Origin of the sequence: Streptomyces sp. NPDC088350 (genome assembly GCF_044753545.1) — a bacterium.
Classification (GTDB): Bacteria; Actinomycetota; Actinomycetes; order Streptomycetales; family Streptomycetaceae; genus Streptomyces.
Genome location: NZ_JBIVNL010000005.1, coordinates 299,016 through 324,198 on the forward strand (window position 1 = coordinate 299,016; position 25,183 = coordinate 324,198).

The window sequence follows — 25,183 nt, forward strand, 5'->3', positions numbered from 1 at the left end:
ATGACCGCCGAAGAGTTCACCGCCGTCACCGTCGAGCCCTTCGGGGACTCGGCGGTGATGGTGACCGTCCCCCACCCCGACCAGGTGATCCGCAGGACCGCGATCCTCGCCTTCCGCGAGCGGTTCCTGGCGCATCGCCCGCCCGGGGTGCTCGACGTCGTCTCCGGACTGGAGTCGCTGCTCGTCGAGTTCGACCCGCTGGAGACCGCGCTGCCGCACGTGGAGTACGCCGTACGACTGCTCGCGGAGCGTCTGCCGGTCGACGAGCCGCTCCGGGCGCGTACGGCGCTGCGGTTCGCGGTGCCCGTCGTGTTCGACGAGGAGACCGGGCCCGATCTGGCGTCCGTCGCCGAGGAGTTGGGCCTGGCCCCCGCCGAAGTGGTCGAGGCGATCGCGGAGTCCACGTTCACGATCTCGCTGCTGGGCGCGGCGATGGCCCCGATGATGGACGGGCTCCGGGTGCCGAGGCCCGTGCGGCGGCGGGCCGAGCCGCGTACCGATGTCGCGCCCGGGGCGATCATGATCGCGGGCACCAACGCGATCATCCAGCCGTTCCCCGGCCCGACCGGCTGGCGGGTGGTCGGACGCACGCCGTACACCGTCGTGGACATCTCCCGCCCGGAGCCCGTCTCGTTCGGTACGGGTGACGTCGTGCGGTTCGTGCCCGTGACGCGGGACGAGGCGGCGGCGCCGGGCGCGGGCTTCCTGCTGCCGGTGGCGGAGGTGCCCGTATGAGGACCGTGGGCCTCGACATCACCCGCACCGGGTGGGTCACGACGTTCCAGGATCTCGGCCGGCGCGACACCGAACGCCGTGGGGTTCCCACCGGCGGCGCGGCCGACCAGCACTCGGCCGCCGTGGCGAACGTCCTCGTGGGCAACCCGCGCGACGCCACACTGATCGAGAACCTGGGCGGCGAGACGGCATTCGTGCCCGACGCCGATGTCCTCGTCGCCGTGACCGGCGCGCCCGCCCGGGTCACCATCGACGGTGCGCCCGCCCCGAGTTGGTCGCCGATCGTGGTACCGGCGGGCCAGGAGATCCGCGTGCGCGCCGACTTGGCCCTCGGCACCCGGAACTACCTCGCCGTGAACGGGGTGTTCACGGCGGAGACCCTGCTGGGCAGCACCGCCCCGGACCCCCGGATGGGTTTCACGCAGGCCCTCGGCGCACGGGTCCTGCTGGAGTCCGGCTTCCGGGGCTTCCGGCACAGTCACTTCGCTCCCCCGCTCTTCCGGCTCCCCGTCCCCGTCCTGACCTGCGCGGAGGGTCCCTGGTGCGTCGACGTCGTCGAGAGCTACGGCGCCCGTTCGATCCCCGGGGTCCGGGAGCTGATCGCGGAGTCGTCGTACGTCGTCACCGCCCGCTCGAACCATGTCGGCCTTCGGCTCGACGGGCCGGTGCTGCACCCGGACACGGACGCGGAGATCGTGTCGCACGGCGTGCCGGTCGGTGCGCTCCAGATCCCGCACGCGGACGAGCTGATCGTCCTCGGCCGGTACCGGAGCCTGACGGCGGGCTACCCGATCGTCGGGGTCGCCTCGCGGGCCTCGCTCCCGCTGCTCGGGCAGGCCGGGCCGGGGCGGGAACTGCGGTTCCGGTGGGTGGACCGGGAGACCTCGGTACGGCGGTCCGCGCGGCGGGAGGACGAGGTGCGGGCGCTGGAGCGGGCGACGGCAGAAGCATTCGGCGCGCTTGGTTTCACAGGGCACTTGATCCACCAATAGATGAGAAACTATTCTCACTTGATATGAATGTCTCACCTGGAGGAGAACAGTGACGCGGACCGCGCTCATCACCGGCGCCGGCAGCGGGATCGGGCTCGAAGCGGCCCGCCTGCTCGCCCGGGACGGCGTCGCCGTAGTCCTCGTCGGGCGACGGCAGGAGGCGCTCGACAAGGCCGAGGCGGAGATCCGCGCCGAAGGAGGGACAGCCCTCGCCCTCGCGGCGGACATCACCAGCGCGGACGACGTGACCCGTGTCGTCGAGCGGATCCACGCCGAACTCGGTCCGATCGACGTCCTCGTCAACAACGCGGGCAGCTCCTCCTCGGTGCTCAACCCGCGGTGGCTGCCGCACGAGGAGTGGCGCCAGGTCCTGGACGTGAACCTCACGGCGGTCTTCCAGCTCACCCAGGCCGTACTGCCCGACCTGCTCGGCCGCGGCGGCGGCACGATCGTCACGGTCTCCTCGCTCGCCGCCGTCAACCCCAACCTGCTCGGCGGGGCGGCCTACGGAGCGGCCAAGGCGGGCGTCCGCAACTTCATGACCTTCCTGCACAACACGTTCCGCAACGAGGGCCTGCGGGCCGTCACCGTGCTGCCCGGCGAGACGGACACCCCCATCCTCGACAACCGCGCCCGCCCGCCGGCCCCGGAGGAACGCGCCCACATGCTCCGGCCGCAGGACGTGGCCGAGGCGATCCACCTCGCGATCACGCTCCCCCAGCGGGTCGTCCTCCAGGAGATCGTCGTCGCCCCGACCCGGCAGCGCGACACCTCCGCCGACCTCGAGATCAGCCGATGGGCGGGCGCCCCCGCCGGTGCCTCACCCCAGGACTGACGCCCCCTGCCTCACCAGGAGAACCGCATGCCTTCCACCGTCACCGCCGGCCCGCTGCCCTCGTTCGCGCCCGCCGCGGCCGTCGCCCGCATCGCCGCAGCCTCCCGCCGGACCCAACAGCCGCAGTCCGGGGGCGACTTGGTCTCCCTGGCCATGGGCGAACCCGACTTCGACACACCCGCGCAGGTGACCGAGGCCGCCGAAGCCTCGCTGCGCGGCGGTCGTACCCACTACTCGCCGCTGCTGGGCGAACCTGCGTTGCGCGAAGCGCTCGCCGAGAAGCTCGCGGGCATCGCCGGAGCACCGGTCTCCGCGGCCGACGTCCTGATCACCCAGGGCGGCACCGCGGGTCTCGCCGCGTCGATCCTCTCCCTGGTCGACCCCGGCGACAAGGTGGTGATCCCGGACCCCACCTACTCCCTCTACGCCGACCTCGTCAGCATGGCCGGCGGAGTCGTCGTCCCCGTCCCGCTCGCCCCCGACCTGCACTGGGACCTCGACCGGCTGGGCGACGCGCTCGCCGGGGCGAAGCTCTTCGTGTTCTGCAACCCGTGCAACCCCACCGGAATCGTGCACAGCCGGGCCGAGTTGGAGGCGCTCGCCGACCTCCTCGACGGCACACCCACGCTCGTCGTCTCCGACGAGGCGTACGCCGACCTCGACTTCACCGGCCGCCCGTTCACCTCGGCGATCTCCCTCGACGGTCTGCGCGACCGTACGGTCTACTGCCAGACCTTCTCCAAGAGTTACGCGATGACCGGCTGGCGCGTCGGCTACCTCTGGGGTCCGCCGCCGCTGATCCAGGCCGCGGCGCGCATCCACAACACCTTCAACGGCTCGGTGAACACGGTCGTCCAGGACGCCGCACTGGTCGCGGTGCGCACCTGCGACACCGACATCGCGCGGATGCGGGCGGAGTACGAGCGGCGCGGCGAACTCATGCGGTCGGAACTGGCCAAGATCCCGGGCCTCACCCTGAGCACGCCCGAGGGGGCGTTCTACCAATTCCCGCGCTACGACCTCGATCTGCCCTCCGCCGAGGTCGTGGCGGCGCTGCGCACGCACGGTGTGGCGGTCCGGCCGGGGAGCGAGTTCGGTGCCCGGGGCGAGGGGCATCTGAGGCTGTCGTACGCTGCCGACGCGGAGTCCGTCACCGAGGGCGTCCGTCGTCTGGCCCACGGGCTGTCGGCCCTCCGGTGAACGCCGCCGCCACGCAGACGGGGAGTCGACCCATGCGCAGTGACACCCAGCGCAACCGCAGGCAACTCATCAAGGCCGCCGCCGAGTTGTTCGAGAACTCGCCGACTCCGGTGAGCCTGGCCGAGATCGCCAAGCGGGCCGAGGTGTCCACCGCGACGGCGTACCGGCACTTCGCCTCCGTCGAGGACGTCCTGCACGCCTTCCGCGCCCAAGTCGGCTCCGAACTGCGGGACTTCAGCGCGGCGCAGACCACTCGGGGCATGCAGCGCCTCGACGCGGTGTCCCGCTACTGGGTGTCGCTCGTCCTCGAACACGGCGGCGCCATGGCGCAGATGCGGTCGCACCGCGGCTATCTGGAGCGGCTGCGCGAGAACACCGGCTATCTCGCTCCGCAGGCCGAGGCGCTCACCGAGCCGCTGCGGCAGACCACCGAGGACCTCGGTCTCGGCGATCTCGGCGACGAGGCGCTGTTCCTGTGGAACAACCTGTTCGACCCCCGCGACATCCTCGACCTGATCAAGAGCGGACGCACCGAGGACGAGGCCGCCTCCCGTCTGGTGGCCGCGTTGCGCGGCGCCCTCATCGGCTGGTCCACGGCACCGGACCGGCGGGACGAGTGAGATCGTGGGCGGATGGAGCCGACGCCCCGCAAAAATCTGCGCGAAGAGCAGAAGATCCTCACGCATCGCCGACTGCTCGACGCGGCCGTCACGGTGTTCACCGAGAAGCCGTTCCTCGACGCGCGGATGGAGGACATCGCCCGGGCCGCGGGCGTGACTCGGGTCACGGTCTACGCCCACTTCCCGGGGAAGGCCGAGATCGTGGACGCGCTGGTGGCGCGCGTGTACGGGGTGATGGGTGAGGCGTACGCCGACCTGGCCGCGCTGCCGCGGTGGACACCGGGCGCCGTTCGCGCCTGGCTCGACGAGGCGGCGGACCGCTGGCGCGAGATGGCGCCCGTCCGCCGGGTCGCCAACGCGGCGGCCCCGGCGGCACTCCGCAGCCTCGGCGACGGCCGGGCGCAGTACGTCGAGGCGCACGAGCGCTATGTCGCCCTGCTGGTCGGCCACCCCGCACGGTGGCGGGGGGTCGACCCGGCGGAGGCCCGCCAACGAGCGCTGATGACGGTGCTGCAGACCGAGTCGTTCTTCTCCGCCTGGATCGCCGTCGAGTGGCCGTTGGAGACCGCCGACCCCCTCCGCCTCCTCGCCGACTCCCTGTGCCACCTCCTCACCCCGGCACTGGAGAACGACAACCGCCCCTGAGACAGGGGCTGTTGCTCAGCCGGCCTCGGCGACGGCCGCCGCCGCCGTCTCCGGTTCGGTGTGCGGCGCCCGGGCCCGGACGCCGATCGTGGAGAGGGCGACGGCCGCGGCGACCAGCATCCCGATGCCGCCGACGAGGGCGCAGGTGTGCAGCGCGTCCGTGAAGCTCGCGCCGTAGGCGGCCAGGGCCCGGCCCGTCGCCTCGTTGGTGTCGAGGTGGAGGAAGGCGCCCGCCTGGATGCCGACGCCGTCGACCATGCCGATGACCTGGCCCTGGTCGGCGGGGGCGAAACCCGACGCGGCCACATGGCCGGGCAGGGTGTCGAGGGTGCGGTGGATGAGGACGACGCCGAAGACGGCGGGGCCCAGGGCGCTGCCGATCTGGCGCAGCGCGCTGTTGGCGGCCCCGGCGGTGCTGCCGAGGCGGCGCGGGAGGCTGTTCATGGCGATCGTGGTGACCGGGGCCATGGCCAGCGCGATACCGAGGCCGAGCACCGCGATGACGAGGACCGCTTCTCCGGTGCCGGTGGTGGCGTCGAAGAGGTTCACCAGGAGCGCTCCGATGCCGCCGGTCACCAGGCCGGTCACCAGCACGAGACCGGGCGGGAAGCGGTGCATCAGCCGGCCGACCACCGGGCCGAGGACGACGGTGAAGCCGTTGAGCGCGATCAGCCGGATCCCGATGTCCCAGGTCGAGGCGTGGCGGACGAGGCCGAAGTACTCGCTGAGCGAGAAGACCAGGCCGAGGGACCGTATACCGGGGACCCGGTCCCGGAGATGCCGTTGGGCCTGCAAACCAAGGTGAACAGCGGTGCCGAAGCCGGAGTCCCCGTCACCGCCGGCTGACGCACCAGCCGCCCTCCCTGGACAACGCGCGCCGACCGCATGTCATACGGCACACTCGGCCCCATGGACACCGATGCGTTCGTACGGATCCTGGACCGGGAGGGCGGCCTGCTGGCCTCGGCCGCCGAGGAGGCGGGCGTCGACGCCGAGGTGCCGACCTGTCCGGAGTGGCGGGTGCGGGACCTGGTGCGGCACACGGGGATGGTGCATCGCTGGGCGACCGCGTTCGTCGCCGAGGGGTACACCGCGTACCGCCCCGACGGCGGCCTGCCGGACCTGGACGGCGCCGGGTTGGTGGCCTGGTTCCGGGAGGGGCACCGCTCCCTCGTGGACACTCTCGCCGCCGCCCCGTCCGACGTGGTGTGCTGGCAGTTCTTCGCGGCACCGTCGCCGCTCGCGTTCTGGGCCCGGCGCCAGGCGCACGAGACGACCGTGCACCGCGTGGACGCCGAGTCGGCACGCGGCGGGACGGTCGGCGAGATCGCCCCGGACTTCGCGGCCGACGGCATCGACGAGCTGCTGCGCGGCTTCCACGGCCGCAGCCGGAGCAGGGTCCGCAGCGAGAAGCCCCGGGTGCTGCGGGTGCGGGCGACGGACACGGACGACGCCGTGTGGACCGTACGACTGTCTCAGGAACCGCCCGCCGCCGAGCGGGACGGCAGCGGGGACGTGGACTGCGAACTGGCAGGTCCGGCCGGGCAGTTGTACCTGGCGCTGTGGAACCGGGCGCCGTTCCCGAGCGTGTCCGGGGACGCGTCCGTCGCCGCGCTGTGGCGGGAGAGGTCGGCCGTCACCTGGAGCTGACGGTTCGTCAGTCGGCCAGCATCTTCGTCAACACCGCGCGCTGCAACGGGAGTACCTCGCCGTGCAGTGTGCGCCCCTTGTCCGTGAGGGTCACGCGGACGCCCCGCCGGTCCTCCGCGCACATGCCGCGCTCGACGAGACCGTCCTTCTCCAGCCGGGCGATCAGGCGGGACAGGGCGCTCTGACTGAGGTGGACGCGCTCGGAGATCTCCTGGACGCGGAACGCGCAGGATTCGCCGGACAGTACGTCCAGCACCTCGAAGTCGCTCCCGCACAGGCCGTGTTGATGCAGAGCGCGATCGAGTTCGCACTGTGTGCGGGCGTGCAACGCCAGCATCTCCCGCCACTGGTCCACGAGCGCCCGCTCGGCCTTCTTCGCCGCCATGACAGGGCACCGTAGCAGAGAAACGGGTTTGTTGCATCGGAATTAAATGCGCTTGCATTCGATGCACGCGCATGTAGTCTCTGCGCCATGACCTCTCCGCTCTCCCCTCCCGCGGCCCCGTCGTCGGCGGTCCGCTGGACCCCCCGGCTGTGGGGCACCCTGCTGGTGCTCTGCGCCGCGATGTTCCTGGACGCGCTGGACGTGTCGATGGTCGGTGTCGCCCTGCCCTCCATCGGCTCCGAACTCGACCTCTCCACCTCGACACTCCAATGGATCGTCAGCGGCTACATCCTGGGATACGGCGGGCTGCTCCTCCTCGGCGGCCGGACCGCCGACCTGCTCGGCCGACGCCAGGTCTTCCTGGTCGCCCTGGGTGTCTTCGCGGTGGCCTCGCTGCTCGGCGGGCTCGTCGACTCGGGCCCGCTGCTGATCGCCAGCCGCTTCGTCAAGGGCCTGAGCGCGGCCTTCACCGCACCCGCCGGCCTCTCGATCATCACCACGACCTTCGCCGAGGGCCCGCTGCGCAACCGCGCCCTCTCCATCTACACCACCTGCGCGGCCACCGGCTTCTCGATGGGCCTGGTGCTCTCCGGCCTGCTCACGGAGGCCAGTTGGCGGCTCACCATGCTGCTGCCCGCGCCGATCGCGCTGCTCGCCCTGCTCGCCGGCCTGAAGCTGCTGCCGCGCAGCGAACGCGAGAAGGACCACAACGGCTACGACGTCCCCGGCGCTTTCCTCGGCACCGCGTCGATGCTGCTGCTGGTGTTCACGGTCGTCCAGGCACCGCAGGTCGGCTGGACATCGGCCCGAACTCTCCTGTCCTTCCTGGCGGTTGCGGTCCTCCTCACCGTGTTCGTGTTCGTCGAGCGGCGCTCCGCCGGGCCGTTGATCCGGCTCGGGGTGCTGCGCTCCGGCAACCAGATCCGCGCCCAGTTCGGCGCGATGGCCCTCTTCGGGTCGTACGTCGGCTTCCAGTTCCTCGTCACGCTGTACATGCAGCAGCTGCTCGGCTGGTCCGCGCTGCACACGGCGCTCGCCTTCCTGCCGGCCGGCGCGCTGGTGGCCGCGTCCTCGACGAAGATGGGGGCGATCGTCGACCGGTTCGGCACCCAGCGGCTGATCGTGGTGGGCTTCGCGCTGATGGTCGTGGGGTACGCCCTGTTCCTGCGGGTCAGCGTCGATCCCGTGTACGCGGCGGTCATCCTGCCGTCGATGCTGCTGATCGGAGCGGCCTTCGCCCTGGTCTTCCCCTCCCTCAACATCCAGGCCACCAACGGGGTCGAGGACCACGAACAGGGCATGGTCTCCGGCCTGTTGAACACCTCGGTACAGGTCGGCGGCGCGATCTTCCTGGCCGTCGTCACCGCCGTGGTGACCGCGCACGCGCCCGCGCACGCCACCCCGCAGGCGGTACTGGACAGTTACCGGCCCGGCCTGGTCGTGGTGACGTTCATCGCGCTCGCCGGGCTGCTGATCTCCCTGCCGGGACTGCGCGGCCGACGTGATCAACGGTCCATCGTGGTCGCCAAGTCAACTGTGCCGGAGGCGGAAGCGGAGCGCGTGGCGGTCCGTGACTAGGGGGACGCCTCCCTGAGCGTGCGCCCGGCGGAGCTTCTTGTTCCGCCGGGCGCACGCGTGTGAGACTTCCTGGATGGACACGACCGGGGGACGGCGCACGCAGGCCGAGCGGGACGCGATGACCGTCGAGATCGGGTACGCGCTGGTCAGCGCGGCGTTCGTGGCGGCGGTGCTGTTCGGGGTGGTCGCCGGTCCCGCCCTGCTGTTCCAACTGCCGCGCGGCGTCGAGACGTTGCTGGTGGCAGGGGCGCTCGTGCTCGCGCCGGTCGTGTTCCTGGTCCGGGTGGTGACCGTGCTGTACCGGTATCGGCGGGAGTCGGGTCAGCCCAGCCAGCCGGGCCGGACCAACCCCGACTCGTAGGCCAGCACGACCAGTTGGGCCCTGTCCCGCGCACCCAGCTTCACCATCGTGCGGCTCACATGGGTCTTCGCGGTGAGGGGGCTGACGACGAGGCGGCGGGCGATCTCCTCGTTGGAGAGGCCGATACCGACCAGGGCCATCACCTCCCGTTCCCGTTCGGTGAGCCGGGTGAGGGCGTCGGCGGTCGCGGGCTCCTTGGAGCGGGCCGCGAACTCGGCGATCAGGCGGCGGGTCACGCCCGGCGACAGCAGCGCGTCGCCCTCGACCACCGCCCTTACGGCGCGCAGGAGTTCCTCCGGTTCGGTGTCCTTGACCAGGAAGCCGGAGGCGCCGGAGCGGATCGCCTCGAAGACGTACTCGTCGAGTTCGAAGGTGGTCAGCATGACCACCTTCACCTCCTTCAGCTCACCGTCCCCGGTGATCCGGCGGGTCGCGGCCAGCCCGTCGAGCAACGGCATGCGGATGTCCATCAGGACGACATCGGGGCGCAGTTCGCCCACCTCGCGCACGGCCTCCTCGCCGTCGGACGCCTCGCCCGCCACCTCGATGTCCGGCTGCGCGTCCAACAGCGCCTTGAACCCGGCCCGGACCAGTGACTGGTCGTCGGCGAGCAGTACGCGGATCACCGGTCGTCCTCCTTCGGCGTGACCTTCAACGGCAGTACGGCGAGCACCCGGAAGCCGCCGTCCGGGCGCGGACCCGCCTCGATCGTGCCACCGAGCCCGGCGGCCCGCTCCCGCATTCCGGCGAGCCCGTTGCCGCTGCCCCCGGCGTCCGCGCCGGTCGGTGGCCCGTCGTCGTCGACGCGCAGCCGTAGCGCATCGCGTTCGTGACGGATGCGCACGCGCGCGTGCCGCGAACCGGAATGCCGTACGACATTGGTGAGCGCCTCCTGGAGGACGCGGAAGGCGGCGAGGTCGGTGCCGGGCGGGAGGCGGGGCGGGGTTCCGTCGATCTCGACCGTGAGGCCCGCGCTCGCCGCCTGTTGCACCAGTTCGGGCAGGCGGTCGAGGCCGGGTGCCGGGGCGCGTGGTGCGTCGCCCGGGGTGCGCAGGGTGTCGAGGACCTGGCGGACCTCGCCGAGCGCCTCCTTGCTGGCGGCCTTGATGGTGGTGAGGGCCGTACGGGCCTGCTCGGGGTCGGAGTCGAGGAGCGCGAGGCCGACGCCCGCCTGGACGTTGATGACGGAGATGCTGTGCGCGAGGACGTCGTGCAGTTCGCGGGCCATCCGCAGCCGTTCCTCGTCGGCGCGGCGCCGGGCCGCCTGGACGCGCTCGGCCCGGTCGCGGGCCCACTGTTCGCGGCGGGTGCGGGCCAGTTCCGCGAGCGCGGCGATGGCCACCATCCAGGTGGCGACGGCCACTTCGCCGCCCCACGCCATCCCGTGGTCGTGCTGCGGGGGCAGCCAGCGGTAGAGCCAGTGCGCGATCAGGACATGCGCCGCCCACAGCACACCGAGCGCGGCCCACGCGGCCCAGCGGCGCCCGGCGACGACCGCGCTGAAGCAGCCGAGGGCGACGGTCAGGAAGACGGGGCCGTACGGATATCCGCCGCCGAGGTAGAGCACGACGGCCAGCACCGTGCCGAAGGCCACCCCCACGGGGTACCGGTGCCGCCACAGGAGCAGCACCGATCCGGCAAGGAGCAGCACGCGCGCGTAGGCGTCGAGGGAGACGCGGTCGGGCTGGCTGTGCGAGGCGAAGTTGCTGCCGGCCAACACGAACACGGTGACGAGCAACGTGGAGCGCCAGGGCCACCGCGTCCGGGCCGAAGCCCCGCCCCACGGCGGTCCGTGACGCCACCACTGGGGCGGTCCCCCGCCGCGTACAGGCTCCTCGTCCATGCACGTCACGCTAGACGTCGGGCGGGGTCGGGGGCGTCACCCGGGCGGGGTGATCACGAGTACTTCCCGGGGAGTACGTGAACTCCGCCCCACCACGGCGCCCCGAAAGGGGCGCGGGGCTGTATCGATATGCGGCTCCGCCGCGTGTGCGCGCCCAGCCCCCACCGGCCCGCAGACAAAGAACCACGCACCCTGCGGAGCAATCACGCGAGCCCCACCCCCAGCGCAAGCCGCCGCACCGCATGCCTGAAGAACACCTCCCGATCCTCCACCACCCGGCGAAACTGACCGAAAAGCTCGAAGCTGACCAGCCCATACAGCTCGGCCCACGCAGCCACAAGGGCCACGGCCACCCCGGGCGGAAGGTCACCCGCGAAGTCAGCGACCATGCGCTCACCCTCGGGAAGCAGGTCGGCCGGCAGCGAGGGCTCGGTCAGCAAGCCGGCCCGGTGTGCGTCCTGGGCGATGCCGATGAGGAGAAGGGCGACACGGGCGGCGGACGGGACGGTGGTCTCGGGAGCGACGTACCCCGGGACCGGCGAGCCGTAGATCAGCGCGTACTCGTGCGGATGCGCCAGCGCCCAACCCCGTACCGCCTCCCACACCGCCGCCCAGCGGAGCAACGCGCCCGCGCCCGCGACTTCGGCGTGCGCCGTCTCCGCGGTCTCCCCGACGGAGTCGTACGCGTCGATGATGAGAGCGGTCAGCAGGTCGTCCCGGCTGGGGAAGTACCGGTACAGGGCGGAGGAGACCATGCCCAGTTCACGGGCCACGGCGCGCAGCGAGAGCTTCGCCGCGCCCTCGGCGGCGAGCTGTCTGCGCGCCTCGTCCTTGATGGCCGCGGTGACCTCGATCCTGGCGCGGGCGCGGGCGCCCTGTGTGGTGCTCATACGAGCCAGTGTGGCACGGATTCAGATCAGTGCACACAAACGAGAGCGCCGAACAAAAAAGAGAGCACCGCTCTTGCATTGACCCATCGGCCCGATGCAGACTGTTCCCGAGAGCGAGAGCAGTGCTCACAAAAGGGAGCCGCGCTCTCCAAAACCCAGGAGTCGTCATGAGCACGCACGTTCAGAAGCCCGGCTGGTTCACCGTGAACGTCTTCAACCGCGCCGTTGCCTGGTTCACCCGCCGCGGTCTCAGCGTGTGGGGTTCACGGGTCCTGGCCGTCCGCGGCCGTAAGAGCGGCGAGTGGCGGACCACCCCGGTGAACCTGCTGACGGTGGACGGCCGGCAGTACCTCGTCGCCCCGCGCGGGCACGTCCAGTGGACGCACAACATGCGGGCGGCCGGCGGCGGCGAACTGCGGCTCGGCAAGAAGGTGGACGCGTTCACCGCGACCGAGGTCACCGACGACGACAAGGTGCCGCTGCTGCGCGCCTACCTCAAGCGCTGGAAGGCCGAGGTCGGCGTGTTCTTCGGAGGAGTCGGCCCCGACTCCTCCGACGACGAGCTGCGGCGCATCGCGCCCGACCACCCCGTCTTCCACGTCACGGTCACGAACTGACCGCGCCCTCCTCGGGCTCCACGGGGACCACGGGTTCCGCGGTCCTGCGGTCGAACGCCGTCAGCGCGCGCTGTGCCATCGGGTGGCTGCGCACCAGCTCGCCCAGCGTCGTCGAGCCCCGGGTGATGTCCATGAAGGCCTTCCAGGCCGGCCGGAAGCCGGTGAGGGCCGCGTGGAACAGACCGGGGCGCCGCTCGAAGACCGCGAGCATGGTCTTGCCGACGCTCATCTCCACACCGAGCCCGGCCTTGATCGCGAACGCGTAGTTCAGGGCCTGGCGGCGGGTGTCCACGGCGTCGTGCGCCTCGGCGATCCGCACCGCCCACTCCCCCGCGAGCCGCCCCGACCGCAGCGCGAACGAGATGCCCTCCCGGGTCCACGGTTCAAGGAGTCCCGCCGCGTCCCCGCACACCAGCACCCGCCCGCGCGACAGCGGCGAGTCGTCCGCCCGGCACCGGGTCAAGTGCCCGGAGGAGATACTCGGTTCGAAGCCGGCCAGCCCCAGCCGGGCGACGAAGTCCTCCAAGTACCGCTTCGTGGCGGCGCCTTCACCGCGCGCGGAGATCACCCCGACCGTGAGCGTGTCGCCCTTGGGGAAGACCCAGCCGTAACTCCCGGGCATCGGGCCCCAGTCGATGAGGACCCGGCCCTTCCAGTCCTCGGCGACAGTCTCCGGCACCGGGATCTCCGCCTCCAGGCCCAGGTCCACCTGGTCGACCTTGACCCCGACGTGCGCCCCTATCCGGCTGGCACTGCCGTCGGCGCCGACGACGGCCCGCGCGAGGACCGTCTCGCCGCCACTCAGCACCACGGCGACCGTACGGCGGTCCGGCACCGCGGAGCCGTGCTGCTCGACTCGTGTCACTGTGACGCCCGTACGCAGCTCGGCGCCCGCCTTCTGCGCGTACTCGACGAGCTGCTGGTCGAACTCGGGCCGGTTGATCAGCCCGAACAGCATCTGCCGGGACCGGCGGGTGCGCGTGAAACGTCCGTTGTTCGAGAACGTTATGGCGTGCACCCGGTCCTTCAACGGCAGGTCGAAGCCGGGTGGCAGGGAGTCGCGTGAAGGTCCGATGATGCCGCCGCCGCACGTCTTGTAGCGGGGCAGCTCGGCTTTCTCCAGCAACAGCACGCGCCGTCCCGCGACCGCCGCCGCATAGGCGGCCGAGGCCCCCGCGGGTCCCGCGCCCACCACGACGACGTCCCACACCCGCTGTTCGTCGTCCGCCGAAGAGTTCTCGCTGCTCACGATGGTCTACTGCTCCCGATCAAGCCGCTGCCGCACCTGTCCCCCGCATCCTACGGCGGACATCGCCACAGGCCGCTGTGGGAGGATCGACGGCATCATTCGTACAACGTCGCACCCACAAGGAGCGTGCCCATGTCGTCGAATCCGGTCGCCGAGACCGTCGCCTCGCTGATGCCCACGGCGAGGACCGAGCTCACCGAGCTCGTGGCTTTCCAATCGGTGGCGGACTTCGACCAGTTCCCGAAGAGCGAGAGCGAGGGCGCCGCGAACTGGGTCGCCGCCGCGCTGCGCACCGACGGATTCCAGGACGTGGCCGTGCTCGACACCCCGGACGGCACACAGTCGGTGTACGGCTACCTGCCCGGCCCGGAGGGCGCGAAGACCGTGCTCCTGTACGCCCACTACGACGTGCAGCCGCCGCTGGACGAGGCCGCCTGGACGACCCCGCCGTTCGAACTGACCGAACGCGACGGCCGCTGGTACGGACGCGGGGCCGCCGACTGCAAGGGCGGCCTGATCATGCACCTGCTCGCGCTGCGCGCCCTGAAGGCCAACGGCGGTGTCCCGGTGCACGTCAAGGTGATCGCCGAGGGCTCGGAGGAGCAGGGCACCGGCGGCCTGGAGCGGTACGCCGAGGAACACCCCGAGCTGCTCGCCGCCGACACCATCGTGATCGGCGACACGGGCAACTTCCGGGTCGGTCTGCCCACGGTCACCTCGACCCTGCGCGGCATGACCATGGTGCGCGTGCGGGTCGACACCCTCGAAGGCAACCTGCACTCCGGCCAGTTCGGCGGCGCCGCGCCCGACGCGCTGGCCGCCCTGATCCGCGTACTGGACTCCCTGCGCGCGAAGGACGGCTCCACGACGGTCGACGGGCTCGCCGCCCGGTCGACCTGGGACGGGCTGGCGTACGACGAGGAACAGTTCCGCAAGGACGCCAAGGTGCTGGACGGCGTCGAGCTGATCGGTTCCGACACGGTCGCGGACCGCATCTGGGCGCGCCCGGCCGTCACGGTCCTCGGCATCGACTGCCCGCCGGTCGTCGGCGCCACCCCGTCCGTGCAGGCCGGTGCCCGCGCCCTGGTCAGCCTCCGCGTCCCGCCGGGCGTCGACGCGGCCGAGGCCACCAAGCTGCTCCAGGCCCACCTGGAGGCCCACACCCCGTGGGGCGCCCGCGTCCGCACCGAGCAGATCGGCCAGGGCCAGCCCTTCAGCGCCGACACGACCAGCCCGGCGTACACGGCGATGGCCGACGCGATGGCGGTCGCCTACCCCGGCCAGGAGATGCAGTACGCCGGCCAGGGCGGCTCCATCCCGCTGTGCAACACCCTCGCGGCCCTCTACCCGCAGGCGGAGATCCTCCTCATCGGCCTCAGCGAACCGGAGGCCCAGATCCACGCGGTGAACGAGAGCGTGTCCCCTGAGGAGTTGGAGCGGCTGTCGGTGGCGGAGGCGCTGTTCCTGCAGAACTACGCCGGCAACTGAGCGCGTCCGTGCGGTTCGTCTTCACCGGCCGGGTGATCGAGTGGCGCGGCCCTTCGCCGTACTACTTCGTCCCCGTGCCGGACGAGGAGTCGGCGGACATCCGTGAGGTCGCCGCCATGGCCTCGTACGGCTGGGGTGTGATCCCGGTCGAGGCCCGGATCGGCGAGGTCGAGTTCACTACGTCGCTCTTCCCCAGGGACGGCGGCTACCTGCTGCCGCTCAAGACCGCCGTGCGCAAGCCACAGGGTCTTTCGGCGGACGACGAGGTGACCGTGGAGATGACCGTCCGCCTCCAACTCGGCGCCGCCTGAACGAGGATGGGGTCATGTCCTGCACCGCGCGCGTCGCCGCCCACAGTGACATCGCCACAGCCCTCGCGCTCCTCTCCGACCACGAACTCTCCGAACTGATCGAGGACGGCACCCCCTTGGGGACCGGTATCGGCGGTCGCTCGACGCTGGTCGAGGTGGACGGCAGAAGGGTGTTCGTGAAGCGGATGCCGCTCACCGATGTGGAGCGGCGGCCGGAGAACGCGCGGTCCACGGCCAACGTGTTCGGTACCCCCGCCTTCTGCCACTACGGCATCGGCGCGATCCCCAGCCCCGGTTTCGGCGTCTGGCGCGAGCTGGCCTCGCACGAGATGACGACCAACTGGGTGCTGTCGGACCGCTTTTCGGGCTTCCCCCTGCTGCACCACTGGCGTGTGCTGCCCGACCCGGAGCAGTCACTGCCCGAGGAACTCGCCGATGTGGAGCGGAACGTGGCCTACTGGGGCGGCGGACGTGAGCACATCGAGGCCCTGCGCACGGCGTCCGCGAGCCTGACCCTGTTCATGGAACACCAGCCGTACACCGTCCACGACTGGTTCTCCGCCCAACTGCGCACCGACGACGCCGACATCGCCTGCGCCCTCGTGGAGCGGGGCCTCGACGCCGTCACCGGCTTCCTCCGCGAGCACCAACTGCTGCACTTCGACGTCCACTTCAGGAACATCCTCACCGACGGACAGCGGCTCTACCTCGCCGACTACGGCCTCGCGCTCTCCCCGCGCTTCCGACTCGCGCCGGACGAACGGGACTTCTACGACCGGCACCTCCACTACGACCGGGCCTACGCCCTCTCCTACCTGGTGCACTGGCTCGTCGTGGACCTGTACGGCTACGGCCCGGACGAGCGCCAGGAGTTCATCCGCGCGTGCGCCGAGGGCAAGCAGCCCGAGAGCATCCCCGGGGCCGCCGCCGGGATCATTTCCCGACACGCACGACTCGCCGCGCTCGTCGGCGACTTCAACCGTCTCCTCAAGGACGAGAGCAGGCTGACCCCGTACCCGTCCGCCGAGGAACTCGGGCTCGCCTACAACAACTCCACACTCTCCGCATAGTGACAGGCGACCGGGTTCCCCCCACCCCGGTCGACGAGCGCCGGTATCTCCTCGACGCAGGACGCGCGTTCGCTCTCGGTCAGCTGGTTCGCGAACTTGGGGCAGCGCGTGCGGAAGCGGCAGCCGCTGGGCGGGCGGACGGGGCTCGGGACGTCGCCCTGGATGGTGATCCGTTTCCGGGCGCGTTCCTTGCGCGGGTCGGGCAGCGGGATGGCCGAGACCAGGGCCTGGGTGTACGGGTGCGCGGGGCGGGCGAACAGCTGCCTGGCCGGGGCGATCTCCACCAAGCGGCCCAGGTACATCACGGCCACCCGACCTGCCACGTGCCGCATCACCGACAGGTCGTGGGCCACGAACAGGAAGGACAGGCTCAGTTCGCTCTGCAGGTCCATCAACAGGTTTAGGACGCCGGCCTGGATCGACACGTCGAGCGCCGACACCGGCTCGTCGAGGATGATCACCTTCGGGTGCAGGGCCAACGCCCGTGCGATACCGATGCGTTGGCGCTGTCCGCCGGAGAACTCGTGCGCGAAGCGGTTGCCGTGCTCGGGGTTGAGCCCGACCAGGCGCAGGAGTTCACTCACCTCGGCCTTGGCGCCGGTCCCGTACCGGCCGTGGATGCGCAGGGGTTCGGCCACGATCTCGTGGACGGTCATCCGCGGGTCGAGGGAGGCGTACGGGTCCTGGAAGACGATCTGCAACTCACGGCGCAGGGGCCTCATCTGACGTCTGCTCAGTTCGGTGAGTTCATGCCCTTGGTAGCGGACCTGACCGGAGGTGGCCCGTTCCAGGCCGAGGACGGTACGGGAGATCGTCGTCTTGCCGGAGCCCGACTCCCCCACCAGGCCCAGGGTTTCGTTCCCGTAGAGGTCGAAGGAGACCCCGCACACGGCGTGCACGTCGCCGACGCGGCGCCGGATGACGCCCTTGGACATGACCGGGAAGTGCTTGACCAGGTCGCGGACTTGAAGGACCGGCTCGCCGGTGCCGCCGTGGCCGGGCAGCGGCGGCAGGGAAGTGGTGGCCTGCGCGGGCGCGGTCATACGGCGTCCTCCTCGGGGTTCGTGGCAGGCGCCGCGTCGGCGAAGCGGGCCAGGGCCTCGGTGTCCGCGCCGACCGCGTCGAAGACATGACCGGCACCGGTGTCGACGAGTTCGTCGGCGAAGTGGCAGGCGCTGAGGTGGAGATCGCCGCCGGCCCTGCGCAGGGCGGGTTCGTCCGTCTCGCACACGTCCCGGCTCATCGGGCAGCGCGGTGAGAACGGACAGCCGGGCGGCAGGTTGAGCAGGCTCGGCGGTGAGCCGGAGATGGGGGTGAGACGTTCCTCCTCTCGGTCCAGGCGGGGCAGGGAGCCGAGCAGACCGAGGGTGTAGGGCATGCGCGGGGTGTAGAAGATGTCCTCGACGGAGCCGGTCTCCACTATCCGGCCCGCGTACATGACCGCGACCCGGTCGGTGTGGCCGGCCACCACACCCAGGTCGTGGGTGATGAGCACGAGCGCGGCGCCGGTCTCGGCGCGGGCGGTCTCCAGGGCTTCGAGGATCTGCGCCTGCACGGTGACGTCGAGGGCGGTGGTCGGCTCGTCGGCGATGATCACGTCCGGGTCGTTGGCCATGGCGATGGCGATGACGACGCGCTGGCGCATACCGCCGGACATCTCGTGCGGGTAGCTGTCGACGCGCCGCTCGGGGCTGGGGATGCCGACCGTCCCGAGCAGCTCGATCGCCCGTTTGCGGGCGTCCTTGTGTTTCATCCCGGGGTTGTGGCGCAGCAGGGTCTCGCTGATCTGGTAGCCCACGTCGTAGACGGGGTTGAGCGAGGTCATCGGGTCCTGGAAGATCATCGCGATGCCGCTGCCGCGCAGGTCGGACAGGCGCGCGTCGGACAGCCCGAGGAGTTCCGTGCCCTCGAAGCGGACCGAGCCACGCACCTTGGCGCCGGTCGGCAGCAGCCCCATCACGGCAAGCGCGGTCACCGATTTCCCGGACCCGGACTCACCGACGATGCCGAGTGATTCGCCCCGGTCGAGCCGGTAGCCGACACCGCGTACGGCCCGTACGGTGCCGTCCTCCGTACCGAACTCCACACTGAGGTCCTCGACTTCGAGCACGGCGGACGTCACGGGGGTCTCGTGCACTCCATGACTCGTGGTCGTCACTGTCGCACCCTTTGCTGCCGGGGGTCGAAGGCGTCGCGCAGTCCGTCGCCGATGAAGTTGATGGTCAGGGCGATGGCAATGATGAACGCGCCGGGGATGTAGAAGAGCCAGGGCCGGGTGTCGACCGCCGTCTGCGCCTGGGAGACGAGCAACCCCAGTGATGTGTCGGGGGGTTGGACGCCGAAGCCGAGGAAGGACAGCGCGGTCTCGGTGAGGATGCCGGTCGCCACCAGGATCGTCGCGTTGACGATGATCGGGCCGAGGGCGTTGGGCAGCAGATGCCGGAAGATGATCCGCGCGTCCGAGGCGCCGAGTGCCCGTGCCGCCTCGATGAACTCCTTCTCGCGCAGCGACAGCACCGAGGAACGCACCACCCGGGCCACATACGCCCAGGTCAGTCCGGCGATCACGATCGCGATCCAGTACCAGGAGCCGCCGGTGCGGGAGGAGATGACCAGCGCGATCGCGAACAGGGGCAGCGTCAGCACGAGATCGGCGATGCGCATCATGACCGCGTCGACGATGCCCCGGTAGAACCCGGCGACGGCTCCCCAGATCGCGCCGAGGAAGGTGGAGCCGAGCGCGATCATGATGGCGATCTTGAGTGAGGTCTGGGTGCCGCGCATGACCTGGGCGTAGCCGTCGTAGCCCGAGGAGTCGGTGCCGAACGGATGCTTCAGGGAAGGGGGTTGGGAGTTGTCCTCGGTGTACTTCTGGTACGAGTAGTGCCACAGGTGCGGGCCGATGAACGCCCACAGCAGGATCAGCACGAACACGACCAGGCTGATCATCGCGGCCCGGTGGCGCACGAAGCGGCGCAGCACCAGCTGGGTCTGGGTGCGCTGCCGTACGGTGAACTCCCGGTCGCCCGGCGGCAGTTGGGTGCCCGCGGACCCCGGTGCCTCGATGTCAGTCATAGCGGATCCTCGGGTCGAGTACGGCGTAGAGGAGATCGGCGATGAGGTTGAACCCGATGACGACGACGGCGGAGAGCAACAGCCAGGCCATGGTGCGGTAGACGTCGAGCGTGGTCGCCGCCTGCACCAGCATCTCGCCCATGCCGTGCCACTGGAAGATCGTCTCCGTGATCACCGCGCCGCCCAGGATGATCGCGATATCGAGCGCGGTGACGGTGGCGAGCGGGATGAGCGCGGTGCGCAGCGCGTGCCGGGTCATCACCTTGCCGCGCCTGAGGCCCTTGGCGCGGGCGAGTCGCACGTAGTCGCTGTTGAGGACCTCCAGCATGGAGGCGCGGGTGTAGCGGGTCCAGGACGCGAAGGAGACCAGGGCGAGGGTGATGGTGGGCAGGATGAGGTGGCCCACGTGGTCGGTGAACTGGTTCCAGGTGGTGTCGACTTCGAGGTACGGGGACTTCTCGCCGATGGTGCCGAGGAACTGGCTGCCGGTCTTCTGGTTGAACCAGATGCCGGCCTGCTTGAGGAGGACCGCGAACCAGAACACCGGCATGGCGAGGAACAGGAAGCCGAAGAAGGTGATGGTGTAGTCGGCGGCCGAGTACTGGCGGATCGCGCTGAACACACCGAACACCACGGCCATGATCAGCGCGAGGATCATCGCCGCCGCGACCAGGGTGATGGTCACCTTGAACCGGGTGAACAGGTCGTGCCCGATGTCCAGGTTGGCCTGCACGGACGGGCCGAAGTCGCCGTGCAGGACGCCGGTGATCCAGTTCCCGTAGCGTTCCATCACCGGCTGGTTGGCGTGGATGTGCCGGGCGAAGGCGGCCACCGCCGCTTTGCTGGGCGCGGGTTGTCGTGAGGTGGCGAAATTCGCCACCGGGTCACCGGAGTTGATGACGACGAGGAACACGACGAACGTCGAGATGATCAGGACGGGTATGGAGACGAGGATGCGGCGCACGGTGTAGGCGAGCATGCGGTCTTCTCTCGGAGGCCGACGGGTTGGGGATACCGTCCGTGGGCCGGGCCCGGCCCCGGTGTCACCGGGGCCGGGCTCGACGGGCGTGCCGATGGAGCTGTTCCCTCTGGCGGAGGGACTACTTCTTCAGGCCCCACTCACCGGTGTTGTAGGCCGGACCCACGTTCGTCGCGTTGTTCCGCATGTTCACGAACCGCGTCTGCGCGGCGAGGAACGTCGGCTTCTGGTACAGCGGCAGGACGTAGGCGTCGTTCACCATGAGCTGGTCGGCCTGGTTGAGAAGGGCCGCGGCCTTCGTCGCGTCCGTCTCGCCCACGGCCTGGGAGATCAGGGAGTCGGCCGTCTTGTTGCTGTAGCCGCCGAAGTTGCCGCCACCGCCGGTGAACCAGTTCTGCTGGGCGCCACTGCTCGGGAACGGCGCCGCGACCCAGGCGAAGACGATGATGTCGTACTGGTGCCCCGCGAGGACCGTGCCGAGGTCGGCGGCGCCGATCGGCTTGATGGTGACCTTGATGCCGAGGCTCGCCAGGTTGCTCTGCAGGATCTGGCACTCGCTCTGCCGGATCTGGTTGCCGGTGGTGTAACGGCAGTTGAAGGGTCCGACGGCCTTGCCGTCCGGCGTCTTCAACGCCGTGCCCACACCGGTGAACTTGGCGTCCGTGAGGTACTTCTTGGCCTTGGTGAGATCACCGGATCCCTGGCCGGTGGCGGTGACCAGGTCCTTGTAACCGGCCTGCCCCGGAACGAAGTTGTGGCTGCCGAGCGGCTTCACCGCGGGGTCGAACTGGCCGACCGTCTTGGCGATGATGTCCTTGATGTTGATCGCCGTGAACATCGCCTGCCGCAGCGCCAGATACTTGCCGAGCACCGGGTTGTGCAGGTTCAGGTCGAAGTGCTCCCAGGTCAGCCCGTTGCCGATGGTGTAGGTGACGCCGGGGATGTCCTTGACCTGGTTGACCAGGTCCACCTCGGGCTGCGGGTAGATGCCCTGGACCTCGTTGTTCTTCAGGGCCGTTGGCTCTTGAGTGGCGTCCGAGATCACCTTGAAGATCAGCCGCTGGAGGGTCGCCTTCTTCGCGCCGGTCCACTTGGGGTCGGGCACGTAGGTGGCGTGGTCGTTGTCGACCCACTGCTGCATCTTGTAGGCGCCCGCGGTGGGGTACTTGGTGGGCGGTGTCTTCAGGAAGTACTGCCAGGCCTGCGCCATCTGCGTGGCCGTCATGGCGGTGGCGTCACCGGCCTTGGCGCCGGAGATCTTCTCGGCGGTGTGGGCCGGGTAGAGCGGATAGCCCCCGCCGAAGAGCGACTTCCAGTCCGAGTACGGCTTGGACATCACCATGGTGAAGGTCTTGCCGTTGTCGGAGGGCGTGAGGGACTTGATCCGGTCGTAGCCGGCGGTGCTCTGCGGGAGACAGCCCTTGGTCTGCGTGGAGTCGCTGGCGGGCGGCGGCGGGCAGTCCTTGCCGTTGTTGGTGCGCCAGTAGTAGACGAAGTCGTCGGCGGTGATGGGCGTGCCGTCGTTCCACGCCGCCTTCGGGTTGATCTTGTAGACGATGGTCTGCGGGCTGACGCCGGTCTGCGTCGCCGAGGTCACCAGGTCGGTGTTGAGGGCGACGGTGAAGTCCGGCTGGGGTATGAACACCTGCGGCAGGACGACCTCCACTGCCTCGGCGTTCTCGAAGGTGTTGCCGTTGACGTCCTGGACGTTCCACTGCTGGATGTTCTTCTCCAGCACATAGGTGAACGTTCCGCCGGACTTGGTGGTCGCGGAGTTGCAGGTGTTGGCCTTGCCCACGGTGTTGCAGGACGTGAGCCCGGCCGAGCTGCCCTTGCCGGACCCGCCGCCCCCGCCGCTGCTGCTACTGCAGGCGGTCAGCGCCAGGGCGAGGCCGGCGGCGAGGGTGAGGGCCCGGGTGAGGGCCGAGGATGGCACGCGCATGTTCCTCTCCTTCGACCGGCACGAGATCCGGTCCCGTCAAGGCGGCCGGCGGCCGCGAGAGAACTGAGCTGCGCAAAGACGTTAGGGCTCCGATGTACCTTCTTCACGTTCTTGTTCATACCGGGAAGGCGACAATTCACCCTCGCTTTGTTATCGGAATGGCCCACACCCCGCAAAATCGCCAGGTGGCGTCCCCGAAAAGGCAAAGTCCCGTCCAACATCGTTGATCCGACCGCAAATTGACGTGTCGTCAGCCAACCGGTACGCCCGCCTCCAGATACAGCGCGGCCCCGCGCTCGCGCGCCCGCAGCGCCCACCGCAGCCGCTCGTAGCGGACCGGCGGCAACAAATCGGCCGCTTCCCGCTCGCTGGCGAAGCACCAGCCGCGCAACTCCGGTCCCGGCAGCAGCAGTCGGTCGGCCTCGGCGGCCTCCAGCCGGCCGCCGTCGAAGAGGAGGCGCAGCCCGCCGTAGCCGGGTGGCGCGGGCGGTTCCCAGTCGACGACGAGCAGCCGGGGTACGTCGTCGAGGACGATGCCGGTCTCCTCGGTGACCTCGCGCATGCCGGCCCGGGCGGGCGCCTCGCCGGGTTCGACGACGCCGCCGGGGAACTCCCAGCCGGCCTTGTAGGTGGGGTCGACGAGCAGCACGCGGTCCTGTTCGTCGAAGAGGAGCACTCCGGCCGCGAGGGTCTCGGAGGTGGGCTCCGGGGTCTGCACGATGTCGCAGACGGGCACGGCACCGCTGCCGACGGCCCCGGCGATCCGGGCCGCCGTCTCGTACGGGGTGAGGGCGCTGGTGTCGACGAGATGGGCGTCGGCGGTGAGCCAGGAGGCGAGCGCGGCGCGGTACGGCTCGATGTGGTCGTACGCCCACTGCCGCATCCGGATCTCGCCGTCGGGGAGGTCCGGCGGGATCTCCCGGCCGGCTATTCGCTCGCGCAGGATCGTTTCCGCCGGAGCGAGGAGGACATGCCGGACCGCGACCCGGCGGGCCGCGAGACCGCCGAAGATCTCGTCGCGGTACTCCTGGCGCAGCAGGGTCATCGGGACGACCAGGGTCCCGCCGAGTTCGGCGAGCATGGCGGCGGCCGTGTCGATCACGAGCCGCCGCCAGATCGGCAGGTCCTGGAAGTCGCCGACCTCGGCGAGGCGCTTGGGCGGGAGCAGGTACGGGAGTGCTCCGCCGATGACCTCGGGGTCGAAGAGCGTGCTGTTCGGGATCAGGTCCATCAGTTCCCGTGCGGTGGTCGTCTTCCCCGCACCGAACGCGCCGTTGATCCAGACGACGGTCACAGTTCCCCCTCTTCTGTTGGCCCCCTGTGGCTTGCCCGTTCCACCCTGCCACGGAAACCAGCCCCAGTTGAGAGCCCGCATACGACGGCGCCGGTGCCCCCTCCGACGAGGCACCGGCGCCGTGCGCTTCCGACCGGTATCAGCTGTTCTCTCCCAGGGCGCCCTCGTCGACGGCGAAGCTGCCGTCGCTGACGAAGTGGTCCATGGCGCCCACGGTGTCCTTGACGTTCAGATCGCCGAGTACGTCGTGGTCGTGGGAGTGCGACGGAGTGATCGCGGCGACGACGAACCCGGTGGCGAGTGAGGCGATGGCCAGCATGCTGCGCTTCTTCATGCCCCGTTCAACTGACGAAGCGCGCCGGGGTCACGCCCGGACTGCCCGCCGGGTGGAACCGGCCCCGTCCCGCGCCCGCCGCACCAGGTCCACGGCCGCCTCGGGCCACTGCGGATGCTCGAAGGTGAACCCCTCCGCCAGCAGCCGTCCCGGGACCACCCGGCGGCTCTTGAGCAGGAGTTCGGTGTCGGAGCGCAGGGCGAGGGCGCCCAGTTCCGCCATCCACTTGGTGGCGGGCAGCCCCACGGGGATGCCCCGGGCGGCGCGCAGGACGCGCATGAAGGCGCGCTGCGGGAGCGGTCCGGGGGCGGCGAGGTTCACCGGTCCCGCGATGTCGTCCCGGTCGACGAGGAACTCGACCGCGCGGACGAAGTCCTGGTCGTGGATCCACGAGACGTACTGGGCACCGCCCGCGACCGGACCGCCGAGCCCGAGCCGGGCCAGCCCGAGCAGGACGTCGAAGACACCGCCCCGGTCGGGGCTCATCACCATGGCGGCGCGCAGGGCCACCTTGCGGGTGTGCGGGGTGTCGGCGCGCTCCTGCTCGCGCTCCCAGTTCCTGGCGATCTCGACGCTGTAGGCCCAGTAGTCGGGTACGCCGGGTTCGGTGCCCCCGATCAGGCCGGTGGCCTCGTCGTTGGGGGCGTCGTAGCGGTGGGCGTAGACGGTGGCGGTGCTCATCTGCAGCCAGACGCGCGGCGGGCTCGCGGCGGCGGCGACCGCCTCGCCGACGACCCGGGCGGAGTGCACGCGCGAGTCCATCATGGCCTTCAGGTTGGCGGGGGTGTAGCGGCAACTGACGCTGCGCCCCGCCAGGTTGATCACGACGTCGCTGCCGTCGATCTCCCGGGCCCAGGATCCGAGGTTCTCGCCGTCCCACCACATCTCGCGGTCGCGCGTCGGCCGCCGGGTCAGGACGACGACCTCGTGGCCCGCCTCCGTCAGCGCGCGGTCCAGGATCGCGCCCACCTGTCCCGTACCACCGGGAATGACGATCTTCACCGGGCTCCCCCTCCGATCGGACTGTTCGGGAGTGAGCCTAGCGCAGAAAGTTGAACGTGTTCAAAACCTGCGCGATGGAAAGTCGGAC

At 70.5% G+C, this 25,183-nt stretch carries 27 protein-coding genes; 13 read left to right on the forward strand and 14 right to left on the reverse strand.

Features of this window, described 5'->3' with window-relative positions; all coding sequences use genetic code 11:
- Genes ACIQBL_RS19260 through ACIQBL_RS19285 form a run of 6 tightly spaced genes read left to right on the forward strand, consistent with a single transcriptional unit; the run spans position 1 to position 5,027 of the window.
- Complete coding sequence (locus ACIQBL_RS19260; RefSeq protein WP_401943184.1) at positions 1-735, forward strand: allophanate hydrolase subunit 1; 735 nt, start codon at positions 1-3, stop codon at positions 733-735.
- Complete coding sequence (locus ACIQBL_RS19265) at positions 732-1,727, forward strand: biotin-dependent carboxyltransferase family protein (RefSeq protein WP_401943187.1); 996 nt, start codon at positions 732-734, stop codon at positions 1,725-1,727. The genes ACIQBL_RS19260 and ACIQBL_RS19265 overlap by 4 nt, the downstream gene beginning before the upstream one ends.
- 49 nt (positions 1,728-1,776) lie before the next feature.
- Complete coding sequence (locus ACIQBL_RS19270; protein WP_401943188.1) at positions 1,777-2,562, forward strand: SDR family oxidoreductase; 786 nt, start codon at positions 1,777-1,779, stop codon at positions 2,560-2,562.
- 27 nt (positions 2,563-2,589) lie between these two features.
- A complete protein-coding gene (locus ACIQBL_RS19275) occupies positions 2,590-3,762 on the forward strand; it encodes a pyridoxal phosphate-dependent aminotransferase (protein ID WP_401943190.1) in 1,173 nt (390 codons plus the stop codon).
- 32 nt (positions 3,763-3,794) lie between these two features.
- Complete coding sequence (locus ACIQBL_RS19280) at positions 3,795-4,382, forward strand: TetR/AcrR family transcriptional regulator (RefSeq protein WP_401943192.1); 588 nt, start codon at positions 3,795-3,797, stop codon at positions 4,380-4,382.
- Positions 4,383-4,394: 12 nt separating this feature from the next.
- Complete coding sequence (locus ACIQBL_RS19285) at positions 4,395-5,027, forward strand: TetR/AcrR family transcriptional regulator (RefSeq protein WP_401943195.1); 633 nt, start codon at positions 4,395-4,397, stop codon at positions 5,025-5,027.
- 15 nt (positions 5,028-5,042) lie between these two features.
- Here ACIQBL_RS19285 and ACIQBL_RS19290 read toward each other — a convergent pair whose 3' ends face one another.
- On the reverse strand, positions 5,043-5,822 hold the full coding sequence (locus tag ACIQBL_RS19290; protein WP_401943198.1) for an MFS transporter: 780 nt from the start codon (positions 5,820-5,822) through the stop codon (positions 5,043-5,045).
- A 114-nt stretch (positions 5,823-5,936) separates the two neighbouring features.
- On the opposite strand from ACIQBL_RS19290, the gene ACIQBL_RS19295 reads away from it, so the two are divergent.
- Positions 5,937-6,677, forward strand: coding sequence for a maleylpyruvate isomerase family mycothiol-dependent enzyme (locus ACIQBL_RS19295; RefSeq protein WP_401943201.1), 741 nt, complete (start codon positions 5,937-5,939; stop codon positions 6,675-6,677).
- Between the two features lie 7 nt (positions 6,678-6,684).
- Here the strand turns inward: ACIQBL_RS19295 and ACIQBL_RS19300 are convergent, their stop codons facing one another.
- Positions 6,685-7,062, reverse strand: coding sequence for a MarR family winged helix-turn-helix transcriptional regulator (locus tag ACIQBL_RS19300; protein ID WP_401943204.1), 378 nt, complete (start codon positions 7,060-7,062; stop codon positions 6,685-6,687).
- Between the two features lie 87 nt (positions 7,063-7,149).
- On the opposite strand from ACIQBL_RS19300, the gene ACIQBL_RS19305 reads away from it, so the two are divergent.
- Together ACIQBL_RS19305 and ACIQBL_RS19310 are read left to right on the forward strand one after the other, a co-directional pair.
- A complete protein-coding gene (locus tag ACIQBL_RS19305; RefSeq protein WP_401943207.1) occupies positions 7,150-8,640 on the forward strand; it encodes an MFS transporter in 1,491 nt (496 codons plus the stop codon).
- Positions 8,641-8,713: 73 nt separating this feature from the next.
- A complete protein-coding gene (locus ACIQBL_RS19310) occupies positions 8,714-9,001 on the forward strand; it encodes a DUF6332 family protein (RefSeq protein ID WP_401943210.1) in 288 nt (95 codons plus the stop codon).
- Here the strand turns inward: ACIQBL_RS19310 and ACIQBL_RS19315 are convergent.
- The 3 genes from ACIQBL_RS19315 to ACIQBL_RS19325 all read right to left on the reverse strand — a co-directional run bounded on the left by ACIQBL_RS19315 (position 8,962) and on the right by ACIQBL_RS19325 (position 11,734).
- On the reverse strand, positions 8,962-9,627 hold the full coding sequence (locus ACIQBL_RS19315) for a response regulator (protein ID WP_401943212.1): 666 nt from the start codon (positions 9,625-9,627) through the stop codon (positions 8,962-8,964). The two genes, ACIQBL_RS19310 and ACIQBL_RS19315, sit on opposite strands and share 40 nt — an antisense overlap.
- Positions 9,624-10,844 (reverse strand): sensor histidine kinase, encoded by a 1,221-nt coding sequence (locus ACIQBL_RS19320; RefSeq protein WP_401943215.1) that lies wholly within the window; start codon positions 10,842-10,844, stop codon positions 9,624-9,626. The genes ACIQBL_RS19315 and ACIQBL_RS19320 overlap by 4 nt, the downstream gene beginning before the upstream one ends.
- A 203-nt stretch (positions 10,845-11,047) precedes the next feature.
- Positions 11,048-11,734: a TetR/AcrR family transcriptional regulator gene (locus ACIQBL_RS19325; RefSeq protein WP_401943218.1), complete on the reverse strand. Its 687-nt coding sequence runs from the start codon at positions 11,732-11,734 to the stop codon at positions 11,048-11,050.
- Positions 11,735-11,901: 167 nt separating this feature from the next.
- On the opposite strand from ACIQBL_RS19325, the gene ACIQBL_RS19330 reads away from it, so the two are divergent.
- Positions 11,902-12,351, forward strand: coding sequence for a nitroreductase family deazaflavin-dependent oxidoreductase (locus ACIQBL_RS19330; protein ID WP_401943221.1), 450 nt, complete (start codon positions 11,902-11,904; stop codon positions 12,349-12,351).
- Here ACIQBL_RS19330 and ACIQBL_RS19335 read toward each other — a convergent pair.
- Complete coding sequence (locus ACIQBL_RS19335) at positions 12,341-13,600, reverse strand: geranylgeranyl reductase family protein (protein WP_401943224.1); 1,260 nt, start codon at positions 13,598-13,600, stop codon at positions 12,341-12,343. The genes ACIQBL_RS19330 and ACIQBL_RS19335 overlap by 11 nt on opposite strands.
- A 132-nt stretch (positions 13,601-13,732) precedes the next feature.
- Here ACIQBL_RS19335 and ACIQBL_RS19340 point away from each other — a divergent pair, with 132 nt between their 5' ends.
- The 3 genes from ACIQBL_RS19340 to ACIQBL_RS19350 are packed head-to-tail and all read left to right on the forward strand — an operon-like array spanning position 13,733 to position 16,469.
- Complete coding sequence (locus ACIQBL_RS19340) at positions 13,733-15,088, forward strand: dipeptidase (RefSeq protein ID WP_401943227.1); 1,356 nt, start codon at positions 13,733-13,735, stop codon at positions 15,086-15,088.
- Positions 15,089-15,096: 8 nt separating this feature from the next.
- Positions 15,097-15,399 carry a DUF1905 domain-containing protein gene (locus ACIQBL_RS19345; RefSeq protein WP_401943229.1) on the forward strand — a complete coding sequence of 101 codons (303 nt, stop codon included), beginning with the start codon at positions 15,097-15,099 and terminating at the stop codon, positions 15,397-15,399.
- A gap of 14 nt (positions 15,400-15,413) precedes the next feature.
- Complete coding sequence (locus tag ACIQBL_RS19350; RefSeq protein WP_401943232.1) at positions 15,414-16,469, forward strand: protein kinase family protein; 1,056 nt, start codon at positions 15,414-15,416, stop codon at positions 16,467-16,469.
- Here ACIQBL_RS19350 and ACIQBL_RS19355 read toward each other — a convergent pair.
- The 8 genes from ACIQBL_RS19355 to ACIQBL_RS19390 form a co-directional block, all read right to left on the reverse strand.
- Complete coding sequence (locus ACIQBL_RS19355; RefSeq protein WP_401943234.1) at positions 16,442-17,512, reverse strand: ABC transporter ATP-binding protein; 1,071 nt, start codon at positions 17,510-17,512, stop codon at positions 16,442-16,444. The genes ACIQBL_RS19350 and ACIQBL_RS19355 overlap by 28 nt on opposite strands.
- Entirely contained in the window at positions 17,509-18,606 is a 1,098-nt protein-coding gene (locus tag ACIQBL_RS19360) for an ABC transporter ATP-binding protein (protein ID WP_401944032.1), read from the reverse strand. The genes ACIQBL_RS19355 and ACIQBL_RS19360 overlap by 4 nt, the downstream gene beginning before the upstream one ends.
- Before the next feature lie 17 nt (positions 18,607-18,623).
- Entirely contained in the window at positions 18,624-19,544 is a 921-nt protein-coding gene (locus ACIQBL_RS19365) for an ABC transporter permease (RefSeq protein ID WP_401943236.1), read from the reverse strand.
- Positions 19,537-20,523, reverse strand: coding sequence for an ABC transporter permease (locus ACIQBL_RS19370; protein ID WP_401943239.1), 987 nt, complete (start codon positions 20,521-20,523; stop codon positions 19,537-19,539). The genes ACIQBL_RS19365 and ACIQBL_RS19370 overlap by 8 nt, the downstream gene beginning before the upstream one ends.
- A 121-nt stretch (positions 20,524-20,644) precedes the next feature.
- Positions 20,645-22,465 carry an ABC transporter family substrate-binding protein gene (locus tag ACIQBL_RS19375; protein WP_401943241.1) on the reverse strand — a complete coding sequence of 607 codons (1,821 nt, stop codon included), beginning with the start codon at positions 22,463-22,465 and terminating at the stop codon, positions 20,645-20,647.
- A 250-nt stretch (positions 22,466-22,715) separates the two neighbouring features.
- Positions 22,716-23,759: an NUDIX domain-containing protein gene (locus tag ACIQBL_RS19380; RefSeq protein WP_401943244.1), complete on the reverse strand. Its 1,044-nt coding sequence runs from the start codon at positions 23,757-23,759 to the stop codon at positions 22,716-22,718.
- A 139-nt stretch (positions 23,760-23,898) separates the two neighbouring features.
- Positions 23,899-24,093 carry a hypothetical protein gene (locus ACIQBL_RS19385; protein WP_401943247.1) on the reverse strand — a complete coding sequence of 65 codons (195 nt, stop codon included), beginning with the start codon at positions 24,091-24,093 and terminating at the stop codon, positions 23,899-23,901.
- 30 nt (positions 24,094-24,123) lie between these two features.
- Positions 24,124-25,095 (reverse strand): TIGR01777 family oxidoreductase, encoded by a 972-nt coding sequence (locus ACIQBL_RS19390; protein WP_401943250.1) that lies wholly within the window; start codon positions 25,093-25,095, stop codon positions 24,124-24,126.
- Positions 25,096-25,183 lie beyond the last annotated feature (88 nt).

Coding starts and splice junctions, on each gene's coding strand:
- ACIQBL_RS19260 (WP_401943184.1), top strand. CDS start 1: ATGACCGCCGAAGAGTTCACCGCCGTCACCGTCGAGCCCTTCGGGGAC.
- ACIQBL_RS19265 (WP_401943187.1), top strand. CDS start 732: ATGAGGACCGTGGGCCTCGACATCACCCGCACCGGGTGGGTCACGACG.
- ACIQBL_RS19275 (WP_401943190.1), top strand. CDS start 2,590: ATGCCTTCCACCGTCACCGCCGGCCCGCTGCCCTCGTTCGCGCCCGCC.
- ACIQBL_RS19280 (WP_401943192.1), top strand. CDS start 3,795: ATGCGCAGTGACACCCAGCGCAACCGCAGGCAACTCATCAAGGCCGCC.
- ACIQBL_RS19285 (WP_401943195.1), top strand. CDS start 4,395: ATGGAGCCGACGCCCCGCAAAAATCTGCGCGAAGAGCAGAAGATCCTC.
- ACIQBL_RS19295 (WP_401943201.1), top strand. CDS start 5,937: ATGGACACCGATGCGTTCGTACGGATCCTGGACCGGGAGGGCGGCCTG.
- ACIQBL_RS19300 (WP_401943204.1), bottom strand. CDS start 7,062: ATGGCGGCGAAGAAGGCCGAGCGGGCGCTCGTGGACCAGTGGCGGGAG.
- ACIQBL_RS19305 (WP_401943207.1), top strand. CDS start 7,150: ATGACCTCTCCGCTCTCCCCTCCCGCGGCCCCGTCGTCGGCGGTCCGC.
- ACIQBL_RS19310 (WP_401943210.1), top strand. CDS start 8,714: ATGGACACGACCGGGGGACGGCGCACGCAGGCCGAGCGGGACGCGATG.
- ACIQBL_RS19320 (WP_401943215.1), bottom strand. CDS start 10,844: ATGGACGAGGAGCCTGTACGCGGCGGGGGACCGCCCCAGTGGTGGCGT.
- ACIQBL_RS19325 (WP_401943218.1), bottom strand. CDS start 11,734: ATGAGCACCACACAGGGCGCCCGCGCCCGCGCCAGGATCGAGGTCACC.
- ACIQBL_RS19330 (WP_401943221.1), top strand. CDS start 11,902: ATGAGCACGCACGTTCAGAAGCCCGGCTGGTTCACCGTGAACGTCTTC.
- ACIQBL_RS19340 (WP_401943227.1), top strand. CDS start 13,733: ATGTCGTCGAATCCGGTCGCCGAGACCGTCGCCTCGCTGATGCCCACG.
- ACIQBL_RS19350 (WP_401943232.1), top strand. CDS start 15,414: ATGTCCTGCACCGCGCGCGTCGCCGCCCACAGTGACATCGCCACAGCC.
- ACIQBL_RS19355 (WP_401943234.1), bottom strand. CDS start 17,512: ATGACCGCGCCCGCGCAGGCCACCACTTCCCTGCCGCCGCTGCCCGGC.
- ACIQBL_RS19365 (WP_401943236.1), bottom strand. CDS start 19,544: ATGACTGACATCGAGGCACCGGGGTCCGCGGGCACCCAACTGCCGCCG.
- ACIQBL_RS19370 (WP_401943239.1), bottom strand. CDS start 20,523: ATGCTCGCCTACACCGTGCGCCGCATCCTCGTCTCCATACCCGTCCTG.
- ACIQBL_RS19375 (WP_401943241.1), bottom strand. CDS start 22,465: ATGCGCGTGCCATCCTCGGCCCTCACCCGGGCCCTCACCCTCGCCGCC.
- ACIQBL_RS19385 (WP_401943247.1), bottom strand. CDS start 24,093: ATGAAGAAGCGCAGCATGCTGGCCATCGCCTCACTCGCCACCGGGTTC.